Source organism: Spirosoma terrae (assembly GCF_010435915.1).
Classification (GTDB): Bacteria; Bacteroidota; Bacteroidia; order Cytophagales; family Spirosomataceae; genus Spirosoma; species Spirosoma terrae.
The window spans coordinates 99,754-114,302 of sequence record NZ_JAAFZH010000010.1 but is presented as its reverse complement, the minus strand read 5'-3'; the positions used below and the strand labels follow the sequence as shown (position 1 = coordinate 114,302).

10 protein-coding genes are annotated in these 14,549 nt (G+C 46.8%); 7 read left to right on the top strand and 3 right to left on the bottom strand.

Going from position 1 to position 14,549, the window contains the following annotated elements; genetic code table 11:
• The first annotated feature begins 23 nt into the window (after nucleotides 1–23).
• The 5 genes from GK108_RS20305 to GK108_RS20285 all read left to right on the top strand — a co-directional run bounded on the left by GK108_RS20305 (nucleotide 24) and on the right by GK108_RS20285 (nucleotide 8,480).
• Nucleotides 24–3,611, top strand: coding sequence for a SusC/RagA family TonB-linked outer membrane protein (locus GK108_RS20305; protein WP_163952497.1), 3,588 nt, complete (start codon nucleotides 24–26; stop codon nucleotides 3,609–3,611).
• 21 nt (nucleotides 3,612–3,632) lie between these two features.
• Nucleotides 3,633–5,363, top strand: coding sequence for a RagB/SusD family nutrient uptake outer membrane protein (locus GK108_RS20300; protein WP_163952495.1), 1,731 nt, complete (start codon nucleotides 3,633–3,635; stop codon nucleotides 5,361–5,363).
• A gap of 12 nt (nucleotides 5,364–5,375) precedes the next feature.
• Nucleotides 5,376–6,704, top strand: a complete 1,329-nt coding sequence (locus tag GK108_RS20295; RefSeq protein WP_246225028.1) for a purple acid phosphatase family protein — start codon at nucleotides 5,376–5,378, stop codon at nucleotides 6,702–6,704.
• A gap of 54 nt (nucleotides 6,705–6,758) precedes the next feature.
• On the top strand, nucleotides 6,759–7,565 hold the full coding sequence (locus tag GK108_RS20290) for an endonuclease/exonuclease/phosphatase family protein (protein ID WP_246225026.1): 807 nt from the start codon (nucleotides 6,759–6,761) through the stop codon (nucleotides 7,563–7,565).
• Between the two features lie 372 nt (nucleotides 7,566–7,937).
• The gene (locus tag GK108_RS20285) at nucleotides 7,938–8,480 is read left to right on the top strand and encodes an RNA polymerase sigma factor (RefSeq protein ID WP_163952493.1); all 543 of its coding nucleotides are present in this window, start codon (nucleotides 7,938–7,940) and stop codon (nucleotides 8,478–8,480) included.
• On the opposite strand, the gene GK108_RS20280 is transcribed toward GK108_RS20285, so the two are convergent.
• Complete coding sequence (locus GK108_RS20280) at nucleotides 8,477–8,869, bottom strand: hypothetical protein (protein ID WP_163952492.1); 393 nt, start codon at nucleotides 8,867–8,869, stop codon at nucleotides 8,477–8,479. The two genes, GK108_RS20285 and GK108_RS20280, sit on opposite strands and share 4 nt — an antisense overlap.
• Nucleotides 8,870–9,358: 489 nt before the next feature.
• Here GK108_RS20280 and GK108_RS20275 point away from each other — a divergent pair, with 489 nt between their 5' ends.
• On the top strand, nucleotides 9,359–10,906 hold the full coding sequence (locus GK108_RS20275; protein WP_163952490.1) for a right-handed parallel beta-helix repeat-containing protein: 1,548 nt from the start codon (nucleotides 9,359–9,361) through the stop codon (nucleotides 10,904–10,906).
• A gap of 139 nt (nucleotides 10,907–11,045) precedes the next feature.
• Nucleotides 11,046–12,848 (top strand): serine hydrolase domain-containing protein, encoded by a 1,803-nt coding sequence (locus GK108_RS20270; RefSeq protein WP_163952487.1) that lies wholly within the window; start codon nucleotides 11,046–11,048, stop codon nucleotides 12,846–12,848.
• Between the two features lie 49 nt (nucleotides 12,849–12,897).
• On the opposite strand, the gene GK108_RS20265 is transcribed toward GK108_RS20270, so the two are convergent.
• Nucleotides 12,898–13,098, bottom strand: a complete 201-nt coding sequence (locus GK108_RS20265; RefSeq protein WP_163952485.1) for a hypothetical protein — start codon at nucleotides 13,096–13,098, stop codon at nucleotides 12,898–12,900.
• A gap of 417 nt (nucleotides 13,099–13,515) precedes the next feature.
• Entirely contained in the window at nucleotides 13,516–14,427 is a 912-nt protein-coding gene (locus GK108_RS20260) for a ClpXP adapter SpxH family protein (RefSeq protein WP_163952483.1), read from the bottom strand.
• Between the last annotated feature and the right edge of the window lie 122 nt (nucleotides 14,428–14,549).

Genomic DNA, 14,549 nt, shown 5'->3' with positions numbered 1-14,549 from the left:
TTACTTACAACCTGTTATACTTTATGAAACGTTTATTTTCGCTATTGCTCAGCATCCTGCTGAGTGGTAGTCTAGTGCGAGCTTTGCCTATTGCGGCTCAGGAACTCATGAGTCGACCCGTGTCGATAACGGTCGAAAGAGAGACGGTACGTTCCGTCCTGCAGCAACTGGAAAAAACGGTCGATGTGCACTTTGTGTATAGTCCGCGCGTTATCGGTGCCGATAAGCGGATTTCCATCAGTGCCCGCAATGAAAAACTGGCCAGTGTGCTGAAACGACTGTTTGGTTCATTAGACGTATCGTGGGAGGTCGTAAATGGTCAGATTATTCTCAAACGAATGGACTCGCAAAGCAGCCTGATTTCGGTGCCTGCTTTTCAGATAAATACGCCCGTCGTTTTTGAACAACCCAATCGCATTTTGTCGGGTGTCGTAAAAGATTTTGCCAGTAGCCAGCCGTTGCCGGGCGTGAGTATTGTGGTGAAAGGAACGACGCGTGGTACGTCGACTGATGCCAGCGGACGTTATTCGCTGACGATTCCGGATACGGGTGGAGACGTCGTATTGTCGTTTTCGTTTATCGGCTATGAACCGATGGAAGTGCCCATAAGCAGTAATCAGACAACCGCAAACGTAGCGTTGAAAGAGTCGCAAAGTTCGTTAAATGAGGTGGTTGTGGTTGGGTACGGGACGCAGAAAAAAGTGAACCTGACGGGAGCCATTTCGCAGGTGCAGGCTAAAGATCTGGAGAACCGCCCGCTGAACAACATGTCGCAGATTCTTCAGGGCATGATTCCTAACCTGAACATTACGTTTACGACCGGCCAGCCGGGTCAGGGCGGAAACCTGAACGTTCGGGGCGAAACGTCGATCAATGGGGGCGGTCCATTGGTGCTGATTGACGGCGTGCCGGGCGATATTAACCGGATCAATCCAGCCGACGTAGAGAGTGTTTCGGTGCTGAAAGATGCGGCTGCTTCGGCGATCTATGGTGCGCGCGGTGCGTTTGGCGTTGTGCTGGTGACTACCAAAACGGCGAAAAATGGCAAGACGACTATCGCCTATAGTAACAACTTTGGCTGGGCAACACCAACGGTGAGCACGAACTTCCTGACCAATGGCTATGAACATACGCGTTTAAACGATGAGGCATTTTTACGGGCTACCGGTAATACGTACACGCGCTATTCGGAAGACGATTACAAGGAACTGGAAGCTCGTCGGTACGATAAAGTGGAGAATCCGGCCCGGCCCTGGACAGTGGTTAAAAACGTAAACGGGAAAGACATTTACAACTACTACGGTAATTACGACTGGTGGAATACAATTTTCAATAGTTCGCAGCCGTCGCGGCAACACAATCTGAATTTGTCGGGCGGAACCGATAAGGTCAATTATTTTCTGTCGGGGTCGGTCTACGAGAAGGAGGGAATCATGCGGATGAATACCGACAAGTTTACGTCCTACACGCTACGTTCGAAGATCAATGCTCAACTGACGCCCTGGTTGAAAGTCAGCAACAACACGCAGTATTTCGATTCTAACTATAAATATCCGGGACTGGAAGGCGGTGCCAATGCCAACTTTACGGCGATAACCGTCCACGCGTTACCCGCGTATGCTCCCCTGAATCCGGATGGTACAGCTACGTATAATACGCTGAAAAACAATTACTCCATTGGCGATGGGCTATTTGCCAATCTGCTGAAAGGTGTAGCGGGTGGTGAGAAAAAAGTGCACGAGCTAACGACGATTAACTCGTTGACCATCGACTTCACGAAAAACTGGAATCTGGTTGCCAATCATTCCTATTCGTTCTACATCGCCGACGACTGGTACCGCTCGGCCGTAGCGCAGTATTCGATTCAGCCGGGTATTCTGACCACCGTTCCGAACTACAATACTGACCAGTATAAACGTACGTTTTGGTTCGATCCGCTGACCTCTGTCAATATCTATTCGTCCTATAACCAGACGCTCGGCAAACATTACTTCAGCGCAACGGCAGGGATGAACTACGAAACCCGGAAACACCAGCGTTTATTCGGTGCCCGTAAAAACCTGCTTTCGGAAAGTCTGAACGACCTGAACCTGGGAACGGGTGAGCAACTCTCGGGTGGCGATTCATTTCAGTATGCGTTATTCGGTGCCTTCTTCCGGGCTAACTATGATTATGCCGGTAAATACCTGCTGGAAGTCAATGGTCGCTACGATGGCACATCGCGCTTTGGCAAAGGCCGTCGGTTTGGTTTCTTTCCGTCGTTCTCGGGGGCGTGGCGTATTAGCGAAGAAGACTTTTTCGGGAGTGCCCGTAACGTAGTGAATAATCTGAAAATCAGAGCGTCATATGGTACGTTGGGGAACCAACTGCCTCCTGGTACCAACCAAGTTCCTTACAACACGACTTCGTCCAACTATTATCCATACGTACCGATCATGCCAACGGCGCAATCGACCTGGATTAATGGCGGTCAAAAATTGACGTACGTAAACAGTCCGAACCCGATTTCACCCGATCTGACCTGGGAAAAAGCCACTACGTCGAACCTGGGTCTGGATGCCGACTTTCTGAAAAATCGATTGAATCTGACGGTCGATGCCTACATTCGGAATACGACGGATATGCTGATTCCGGGTCAGGTATTGCCTGCGGTTTATGGCGCTACCGTTCCAACCCAGAATGCCGGTAACCTCCAGACCAAAGGCTTTGAATTGGCGCTGGCCTGGCGTGATCAGTTGAAGGTAGCCGGAAAACCACTGGCTTACAACGTCTCGTTCATTTTGTCGGATTCCAAATCGGTCATTACCAAATACGACAACCCGAACAAGATTTTGTCGAGCCATTACGAAGGCAAAACCATTGGCGAAATCTGGGGCTATTCCATTGACGGCTTTTTCAAGTCAAACGAAGAAGCGCAAAGCTACACCGTCGATCAGACGTTTGTGAACAAACAGCGACTCAGCGCGCCGGGCGATTGGAGCAAGCTACAGGCCGGTGATCTGAAGTTTATTGATCTGGATGGCAATGGTAAAATCGACAAAGGGGCCAACACGCTGGCCAACCACGGTGATTTGAAAATAATCGGTAACGACCGGGCGCGTTATCGCTACGGTATTAACCTGGGGGCTTCGTGGAGTGGCTTCGACTTTTCGCTGCTGGCTCAGGGAATTCTTCGTAAAAACTGGTATCCAGGCAACAATGCGGATAAATTCTGGGGACCATACTCTCGGCCTTACTACTCCTTTATTCCGGAAAAATTTGAGGACGATGTCTGGACACCGCAGAATACAGATGCCTATTTTCCCGTGCTACGTGGCTATACGGCTCTCAACGACGGGGGCGACTTACGCGATGCCAATGATCGGTATATCCAGAATGTGGGTTATCTGCGGCTGAAGAACGTAGTGCTTGGCTACACCGTACCGGAATCGTTGACGAAAAAAGTGCGGATTGCCAGAGCCCGGATTTACATGAGTGGCGAAAACTTACTGACCTATACGCCATTGAGAACCAAATACATCGACCCCGAGCAACTGGATGGCGATGGTACCAACGGGCGCACTTACCCACTTTCCAAAACATTTTCTGCTGGTCTGAACATCACGTTCTAAAACGCTTTATCACGTAACGAGATGAAAAAACTACTCAGTATCATAACCCTGGCATTGGCTCTGGTGTCGTGCGATATGAATTTATTGCCGCTGGACGCCATTTCGCCCGAAACGTTTTTCAAGACGGAGAACGATCTGCTTTTGTATACCAATTCATTTTACAATGCGTTGCCTTCGGCCGAAGACGTGTATAACGAAGATGTCGACAACGTAGTGAAAAACAGCCTCCGCGATGAGTTGCAGGGCACGCGTATTGTGCCAACCAGTGGTGGCGGCTGGAGTTGGGGAACGCTACGTAACATCAACTATTTTCTGGAGAATTCGTATAAATGCCCCGATACGAAAGCCGTAGCGAGGTATAATGGGCTGGCTCGTTTTTTTCGGGCGTATTTCTACTTTGGGATGGTGAAGCGGTTTGGTGATGTTCCATGGTATTCAAAACCAATTGAGGTCATGGATCAGGAAATGCTCACCAAAGCGCGCGATCCCCGTACGGTGGTAATGGACTCCGTAATGGCCGATATCAATTACGCCATTGACAATCTGGATGCATCGCGGCAGGTAAGTACCGTAACGAAATGGACGGCGCTGGCGTTGAAATCCCGAATTGGTTTATACGAAGGCACATTCCGGAAATATCATAAAGAGTTCAGCCTGCCCAATGCCGACAAATTTCTGGATGAGAGTATTGCGGCTTCGGATGAATTGATGAAAAACAGCGGCTATACGATCTATACCGATACGCCCAAAACGGCTTATATGAAGTTGTTTTCGTCCGACAATGCCATCCCTAGTGAAGTGATCCTGGCGCGCGACTTCAGCGACGAATTACAGGTGTATCATAACCTGAACTATTACACCATGACCGCATCCTACGGAAAGCCAGGCCTTGAGAAAAAGCTGGTAAACAGCTACCTGATGGCCGATGGATCGCGGTTCACGGACGTAAAAGGCTACGACACCATGCAGTTTGCCGAAGAGGTTCAAAACCGTGATCCCCGATTGGCGCAAACTATCCGTACGCCGGGTTATACACGTATCGGTGAATCGACGCCCTTGGTTCCTGAATTTGGCGCTACGGTAACCGGCTATCAGCTAATCAAATTCGTATCGGCTCCGAAGTGGGATACGTTTAACAAGGACATTACTGATATGCCCATTTTCCGGTATGCCGAAGTGTTGCTGAATTACGCGGAAGCTAAAGCCGAACGCGGTACGTTGACCCAGGCCGATCTGGATCGGTCGATCAAGCCCATCCGTGACCGGGTAGGTATGCCGAATATCAACATGACAACCGCCAATGCGCAACCCGATCCCTATCAGGCGCAGCAATACACCCAACTGACTGGCAACAATGTTGGGATTATTCTGGAGATTCGCCGGGAGAGACGCGTTGAACTGGTGATGGAAAACTTCTTCCGTTGGGACGATATTATTCGCTGGAAAGAAGGGCAGCTGTTAACCAAAACCTATAAGGGTATGTATTTTCCTGGCCCCGGTAGCTATGATCTGGACAAAAATGGTAAGGTCGATCTGGTAATTTACGAAGGCACGAAACCGAACGTATCGGGTGCTCAACTGCTGAAATTGGGCAGCGAAATTTTGCTTGAAAACGGGAATAAAGGGGGGAATATCGTCGTCAATGGGCATATCACCAAGAAATTTAACGAAACCCGCGATTACCTATATCCCATCCCAACCCAGGAGCGACTGCTGAATACTAACTTGACGCAAAACCCAAACTGGGAGTAAATAGAAGAACAGTTGTCGCTTTTAGCCTTCGAGTTGATGCCGTTGCTACGTTGTGGACGGGCATCGGTATCAACTCGAAGCATGAGCGATTTGCTACGTTATCTTTCCCTGACTATGCTTTCTGACAGACGATCGTTTCTTGAAAAAATGTCGCAGATTGGCGCGCTGAGTGTGCTGCCCGGAACTGCTACGTTGGCTACTGATTTTAGGGCTGCTCCGGCGGAGGAGAAAAACCATTTTGTAGTCGGTCCTTACCTGCAAAATATGGGTACACACGAGGTGACCATCATGTGGCTTACGCATAAAAACTGCTTTAGCTGGGTTGAATACGGTGCTGGCGCACATACCAGCAAACGTGAGTTTGGTTATAATAACGGGTTAATCGAGGCCAACAACCGGATCAACAAAATCACACTCACTGGTCTGACACCCGGTACTGAGCATAAGTACAAAATTGTGTCAACGGAGGTATTGGGCTACAAGGGATCGAAGGTGGAATTTGGGGAGACGATCAGCAGTCCGATGTATGGCTTTAAAACGCCAGCGGAGAACGAGGATGAGTTTAAGATGGTCGTGTTCAACGATATTCATGACCGGCCACAAATTATTCCTCAATTGCTTTATCGGCATGGCTATACGGGCAATAAGCGCGACTACGATTTTGTCGTCTTCAACGGTGATTGCTTCGATTGGGTGACGGAAGAAAAGCAGGTAGTTGATCACCTGATCAAGCCCTCGGTCGATATTTTTGCTACCGAATTTCCGTTTATTCTAACGCAGGGTAACCATGAGTGTCGGGGCAGCTTTTCCCGGCATCTTCCGGCTTATTTCAGGTATCCTGAAGCCAACTACTATTACGCCTTTACGCGTGGTCCCGTTCGGTTTGTTATTCTGGATTCGGGTGAGGACAAAACCGACGATAGCGTTGAATACGGTGGATTGTCGGCGTTTGATCGGTATCGGGAAACGCAGAAAAAATGGCTGGAAAAAGAAATTGACAGTCCAGAATTTAAAAAAGCGGCTTTCCGAATCGTACTAATTCATATTTCGCCCTACCACTCCGGCGACTGGCACGGTACGTTGCATTGTCGCGAACAATTTGGCCCGTTGTTGAATAAGGCAAAAATTGATCTTCAGATTTCAGGTCATACGCATCGGTACGGGACTTACGATCCCGATAGCAGCCATAATTATCCAATTGTGATTGGTGGTGGGCCACTGGAGGGCAATCGTACCCTGATCAAACTTCACGCTACGTCGAAAGAGCTGAATCTGAAAATGATACGGGACGATGGCGAAGTCGTGGGGAAATACACAATTCCTAAAAAGTCGAGAACCTGATTAATAGAAACACGGGTAGAATCCTCTTTGGGGTTCTGCCCTTTTAGTGAACGTATGAGAAGAAGTTGGTACCTTTTAGCCGCACTCCTTATAGTGGAACTGATCGGCAACGTAGCGTATGGATTGACGAATCCACCGGCCAGGAAAAATACGATCCGGGTGATGACGTACAATATTCACCATTGCAACCCACCATCGGCTGGTACTCGAATTGAGATCGATGCTATTGCCAGGGTCATAACTAAAGAAAATCCTGATCTGGTGGCTTTACAAGAGGTTGATGTAAACACCGAGCGATCGGGCAAAGGCATTAACCAGGCAAAAGAACTGGCCAAACAGACTGGTATGCATTTCTTTTTTTCGAAAGCTATCGACCACCAGGGGGGAGACTATGGTGTGGCCGTATTATCGCGGTTCCCGATTCTCGATTCTACCCGGTTTATTTTGCCAATCGATCCCGCTATTGGTGGTGAGGTAAGGACCATAGCGGCTATTACGGTGGAGGTTGCGAAAGGGAAAAAGATCGTTTTTGCCAGCACCCATCTGGATTTGAAAGAACAGAATCGGATCAGCCAGGCCGAGTTAATTGTGAAGCATTTTGGCGAAACGAAACTACCCATGATTCTTGGTGGTGATTTTAATGCCCTGATGGACAGTCAAGTTATGCGTTTCCTGGGCCAGCATTTTTCGAGAAGTTGCCAGGACTGTAAGCCAACGATCCCGGTTGTCAATCCAAATCGGGCTATCGATTTCATTTTGTTTAGGCCAGACCGGGGTTTTAAAAGCCAAACGACTCGGGTTATCGACGAACAATATGCATCCGACCATTTGCCGGTTGTAGCAGAATTGACTGTACCGTAATAAAAAGTTGCCGGTAACAAGAGGGGAGGTTGACGGTAAGCTGACCCAACAAACCTATTTTAACGGGCGGAGAAGAGTATTATTTGGTTACCGCTGTATAACTTTTGTTTATTCGGATTTTGTTAAAGTAACACCTTTTAATAAATATTCAGTTGCATCGTGAGCGTGTTTTGTTTACTATTTCCTAAACAAAACACGCTCACGATGCAAGAAAAATAACGTAAATATTTATATAGGTTAATTTTTGCTTTTGTATAGTCACTTATTTTTATCATAACGTACCCGCCTGCTAGATAAAGGTACTTATGGATTATTAAAACAGCTTAGTGATAATACCTGTTGGTTATGTACTCATCAGATCACCAGCTGTTTATGATTAAACATAGTTTATCGGGTGACGACAGTCTAAAAGCATCATCAACCGTTACGTTCGACACCCTATATAAAAAATACGTCCGGAAGGTGTACAAAAAATGCCTTTCCATGACAAAAGACTTTGACGCAGCTCAGGATTACACACAGGATATTTTTCTGAAGGCGTTCACAAAGTTGCATAGCTTTCAGAATCAATCCAGTTTTTCGACCTGGCTATACGCCATAACCCATAATTATTGCCTGGATCAGTTGCAACTCAAAAAGCGATTGCCATTGGAGCGATTGCCCGATGAGGTTCTTGCTCTGGCAATTGACGAACATGAACCCAGGTTACTAGAGGCAAAGCTGCTTTTCCTGGAAGAAGTAACGAAGGAGCTGTCGCAGCCAGAAGTGCAACTCTTACGACTTAAATACGAGCAAAATTTAACGATTAAGCAGCTAAGCGAGCAATATCAGCTTTCTGAAAGTGCCGTTAAAATGCGTTTGAAACGAGTGCGGGATAAAATCGCAGGGTTGTACCAGAATAGGCCTGGCGGCTAACGACTTATGCTAATGCCACTGATACTAAGGGCCCACTGTATGCGATCGATATGTTTTTGCAATCGCCATGTGTGTGCCTGAAGATGTTCAATCAGCTCTTTTTCTGACTCGTGGTGCTGAGGTTCATCTATATCGATACACAACATTTCTAATTCCTGTACAACGGAGTTTCGTACGTAATCGAGTACGCGCGCATTATATGGTTTATTAATCGGGTAGGGAGCTTCAATTGACTTGTCCTGGCTTTGATGACAGGCAAGCTCCAGGGTAGCATACATGGCATGAAACGTACTTACGGCCTGACACCAGCAATTCATTACGTTGGCAATGTTGCCTGCAATTACAGTTGCCTGATTTTTCTGCCGTTTACCGTTACCAGTTTGTTTCATCGATTTGAGAGGGTTAAAGGCATTAGCAGTAACTGAAGCTAAAGCAAAGTTATCAGTTAGTTATGGTTGCTGCCATGCCGTTTAGTTAATTCCTAAAAGCAGAAGAAAATAGCATAATATGTTTATTGTATGTCTACTTTTTGTTGGAATTGATTAAATAAAGATAATGGTCGTTTCAGATGAATAAATGAGATGCAGAGGCTATCAATGCATATGAATAATCATCGGTAAGAGTTTTATCATATGTAGGAAGCTTCACTCTGATAAGAGCAAAAACTGAACCAGTTTTACCGTAAGTCTGCCAGAGGTTGATAAATGAATGGATAATTATCAGGCTACTCGGAACTGGACATGGTGTGACCGTTTGTCTATTTACGGGTCAAACTGAGTATCTACTCTATCCATGATCATATTTTGAGAATGCGGCTTCGTATTTATTTCCAGAAGCTATTTAGTCCTCCCAATAGTAAATACATGGCTTAACTGCCTATGAAAAGATTGATTTTGTTGCTGATAAAGTCATTGCTGGTTCTTGGGGCATATGGTCAGTCTATTGTTTTCGTAACACCAGATGGAGCTGGAGACCAGTCAGGGCGATCCTGGTCTAATTCATTGCCGGGCACATTGCTCCCAGGTCGTGTGTCGGTAGCGCTGCCTGGAACGCAGTTTTGGGTCGCAGCTGGTACGTATAAACCAACAACCACAATCGACCGGGCGGCTTCGTTCAGTATTGCGACGGGCGTGTCCGTCTACGGAGGATTCACTGGCAATGAGTCGGGGTTGCAGCAGCGAAACTACCGTATCAACAAGACAATTTTTTCTGGAGATATCGGAATCCCCGATGACTTGACAGACTCTTCCAGCTTACCGGCTTCGGCAGCTGATAACGTATACCACGTCGTTACGTTTCGGGATGTGGATGCATCGACGTTAATTGATGGGGTTACTATCCGTGGAGGGGTGGCCAATCTGGACAATGGTACGTCTTCTTATTTGCTGGGAGAAGGTGTTAAAAATAATGATTTAGGGAAAGTCGGTGGCGGAATTATTAACAGAAGTATTACCAAATGTAGCACCCCAACCATTAGCAATTGTGTTATTGAACGGAACAGAGGCAGTTTTGGCAGCGGGTTATACAGTAGAGGAAATGGTTGCGGCTCAGCCTCATTAGCCATCGTTCGAAACTGTCTGTTTACGGCCAACGAAACCTTTGGTTTAGGAAGTGGGGGAGCCGTGTACATCGATAATTTGAGTAATGCGCTACTGGAAAAATGCACGTTTATTGATAATAAAGCATTTTGGGGCGGTGGCGTTTTTGTATTTAACTGTAATCCCCAACTGGTTAACTGTATTTTCACTGGTAACCAGGCCGGTTTCAATAGTGGTGGAAGTGGTGGCGGTGTATTTATCGACGCATTCAATCAGCAGAGTAACCCTGTTTTTTACAATTGCCTGTTTACCAAAAATCAGGCTACGAGTGGAGGAGCTGTCTTTACTGGTTCGTTTTTTAACGGTACAAGTACTCCCGAATTTATAAACTGTACCCTCACCCAAAATCGAGCAGCCTCTCATCTGGGTGGCGCCATTGCCATTCAGGATAGTACGTATAGAGATGGCTACAATCAATCAAATTCGCTTCATTCGCCCCATCCCGTATTCAGAAACTGCATCATCTGGAACAACGTATCCTACAACAAAGAGTCAATTTCGTTCGGCTATAATTCGTTTCCTGCCATACGAAATTCAATTGTTGGGGGGAATTTCCTGGCCCAGGATTATGCCGCTGTGCCTGTTGAGTACAATGGGGGCAACAACCTGCCTGTCGATCCTCTGTTTGTTAACCCGGCCACTGGTAGCTTTGGATTGAGGGCGAAAAGTCCAGCCATTAATGCCGGCGAGACTATTGTTGGCAATTTCCCGGCTAATGACCTTGCTGGCGAGCCGCGTATTCAGGGCGGACGTATCGATCTGGGCGCTTATGAAGCCGCAGGTTGCCCGCCTTCTCTGTGCATTCCTTTTTCTGTGCGTCGACGCTAGGAGGGATTCAGACAAATAAATCGGGGTACGAACCGCCAATTTGGTTGCGATTTCCAGTAAACTTGCAGAACTGACTTTTTTAAAAAGCACCTGTACGGGTAGCACCTGCTTTGGTCTATTCTGATTTAGGCACGTTTGTATGAAAGTATTTTTCTTCAGTATTCTGGTAGCGCTGGGCGTTCGTGTAGCTTACGCTCAATCTGGTAGTGTCCATGCAGAACGTATGCGGGAAGCTCAGCGGCAAACTGTTCTGCTGGCGAATCAGTCGGGGCAAATTCCTCTGACATCGCTTACGAATGTAAACATGGCCAGCGTGCACGTCGATTATCCCCATCATGCGGTCTTTGATAGTATAACGACGAAATACTGGGCTACATCACCATTCTATATCAACAGTCAGCAACGTGATACGTCTTTTTTTGCGCTGCACGACAAATTGAAATTCTACAATCTGGTTCTTGTTACGTTGTCTGACCAAGCGCCGTTGAGTAAACAACTGATCGACTTTATCAACGACCAGCGTAGCATTTCCAACGTCGTGATTGTGCTGGCCGGAAACGGGAATAATCTGGCCCGGCTGGAGGCTTTGAAGGTGCCAGTTATCTGGTGTAAAGCTAATACGGCCGAAGCTTCATCGGTTGCTGCTCAAGTAATTTTCGGTGGAATCGGGATAAGCAATCGGTTAGATGCTACGTATGGAAACGTGTTTAAACGGGGAAGTGGCTATTCAACAACCAAGAGCAGACTGGGCTATGCCGCGCCCGAAACGGTTTCGATAAAAAGCGATCAGCTCAGCCGAATCGACTCGCTGGTTCAGGCAAGTATTGCCGCTCACGTTACGCCCGGTGCTGTTGTTCTTCTGGCGAAGGATGGCGATGTGATTTTCCATAAAGCGTACGGTAGTCACACGTATGCCGCAACTGAGCCAACGAAACTGGATGACATTTTCGATCTGGCTTCGGTCACGAAAGTTAGTGCTACTACTCCGGCCATCATGCGGCTGTATGATAAAAAACGACTGAGCCTGACCGATCCGATAAGTCGATACGTTGCCAGAACCAGAACGATCCCCGATAAAGCGACCATAACCATACGGGAGGCCCTGTTGCATGAAGCTGGTTACACACCCTACATTAAGTTCTACGAAAGCCTGAAACCGACCGATGTCAGCACGGACTCATCAGCGGCTTATCCGACGAAAGTTGCCGATCATTACTTTCTACGAGCCAATTATTTTGCTGACGTAATGTGGCCCGTGACGCTACGGTCAACGGTTGAGACCAGAGGAAAATTTGTATACAGTGACGTAAGCATGTATATGCTGAAAGAGGTGGTGGAAACGGCATCGCATCGACCCTTAAATGAGTTCGTGCTGAATGAGTTCTACCTACCGTTAGGCATGCGGTCTACGGGCTATCTGCCCAGAAATCGGTTCCCCCGGTCGAGGATTGTTCCAACTACTGAAAACGACAACTGGTTCAGAAATATGCTGGTTCAGGGCTATGTGAACGATCCGGGGGCGGCTATGGCCGGTGGGGTAGAAGGCCATGCCGGACTGTTTGGTAATGCCAACGATCTGGCCATTCTGTACCAGATGTACTTAAACCGTGGTACGTATGGCGGGGTACAGTATATAGAACCGTCTACGATCGATTTGTTCACAGCTAAGCAGTCAGCGGGTAGTGGCAGAGGGTACGGATTTGATCGGGCTAAACCCGCTGATCTGGCAGCCAGGCCGTATCCGTCATCGCAGGCTTTCGGTCATAGCGGATACACAGGCACGTACGTTTGGGTTGATCCAAAATACAACATGGTCTACATCTGTTTGACCAATCGAGTGTATCCCGACGACAGCAAAACCTATGGTAAACCAACCATGAATATACGGGCGATGATCCTGGATACTTTTTATGAGGCCGTTACGCGTACTACGTCAAAATAGATTGATCTTATCAACAAAGACTTTGCGCCAGAATGGTAACGGCTACGCTTTATTGCTGATTATGGCAATTTATCCAGGCTTTTGATACGTATAACAGAACGATGCAATACAGAGGAAAGCTGGCGTAGAGAGCAAACTGAGCCTTTCCTTCGGTTAACCAGAGGGCAATGTCCGACAAGCCGTAAACGAGCAGGGGAAGAATCGTGAAGACGACAACAAAAAGAGAGCCAAGTAGATATTTCGCTATCATAGTGAGTGGATTAATATCAATAGTAAGCAGATAACGTTATCGACGATAGGTAAGTTTACGTAAGATATTATTTTCGTGTATTTACATGGGAAATGTCATTCCTGTGAGCGTAAGTTATTGATTAGTAGATTTATAGATTTTGTGTGAGCGCAAAAAAAGAGAAACGCCCGATCCAGCAGATCGGGCGTTTACTTGATTATTCCTAAACCCTTAACCTAAGTTAATTACTACTATAATGACTGAATGATGGGTTGATACTCTTTTGTGCTAAGTTTTTTTGTAATAAAAAAATAGAGCCTGTGTGGTTTGTGGGCATAACTATCTGATCCTGAATGGCTAAAATCAATTGTTGTGACATTTATTTTAGGATCATTGTCAGTCTTTTAAATCTGGCATCAACCAACTGTCGAAGCAGCATTATTGACGAATCCACAAAAAGCCGTTCTTCGTCGTAAGTTTAGCTAGTTTACCGCTGTCAGCGAGTTGTTGCAGATAGCTATCGACTTCTTTCCGGTTCATTCCCGATAGCTCAGCAAATTCACGGGATGTCAGGGTATGATAGGTCGCAAATAAAGGTTGCCAATCCGTTGCAAAAACTGTTTTTAGGGCTGAAGGCTGTTGTTTACGTAGTGCCTTTTCAAATTCGGCATAAGGTTTGAAACCGTATACTTTTTCCTGATTACCAGCCTCATCAACAAAAAACATAGTGGGGAATCCCCGAACCCCTAATTGGCGCCCCAAAGCAAGGTCTTGCTGGAAAAGTTCTTGTGCTTTGCCCTGATAGTCGGCTGTAAACGTATCCAGATTCAAACCTACTGTTCGGGCGGCTTCCAACAAATTGTCCCATTTGGCGATATTCTTTTTTCGGAGGAAAACCTGTTCTCGAATTTCGCGAAGGAACAGAAGGGCTTTGTCATCGCCTTGCAGTTGAGCGGCCTTAAAGGCAATGGAAGCCGGATAAGACGAGCTCAAAGGATCTTCCAGCCACACGTCGCCATCGATTGGCATATCGTAATACTGACTGACTTCATCCCAATGGTGGGCAACGTCAGAGGGTTTACTGATTCCGCCACTATTGTAGCTCCAGTCGGGTAATAAGCCGCCCATCCGGTACTCTACCTCAAAGCTGTGTCCGTATTCGAGTTTTAGCTTACGTAGCTGCGGTTCGATGCCCCAGCAGGTAGAACAAATCGGGTCGGTATAATAAATTAGTTTGACTGCTTTTTTGGCTACTGGAGTAGGGCCGTTTTCTGATGCCGTCGAATCGGGGAGTTCACACATGCCAGTGGTTATGTCGCACAAAAGTGGGTTTGCTGTGTTTGTCTGCATAGTGTTGTGGTTTACCTGAGCGTTACTAACCTCTGTCAGAAACAGAATGAGCAGAGATAAAAATAATAAACGCCTTGTGTTAGTAGTATGAAAACTCATTTTTGAATTGTGTAACTTCCCCA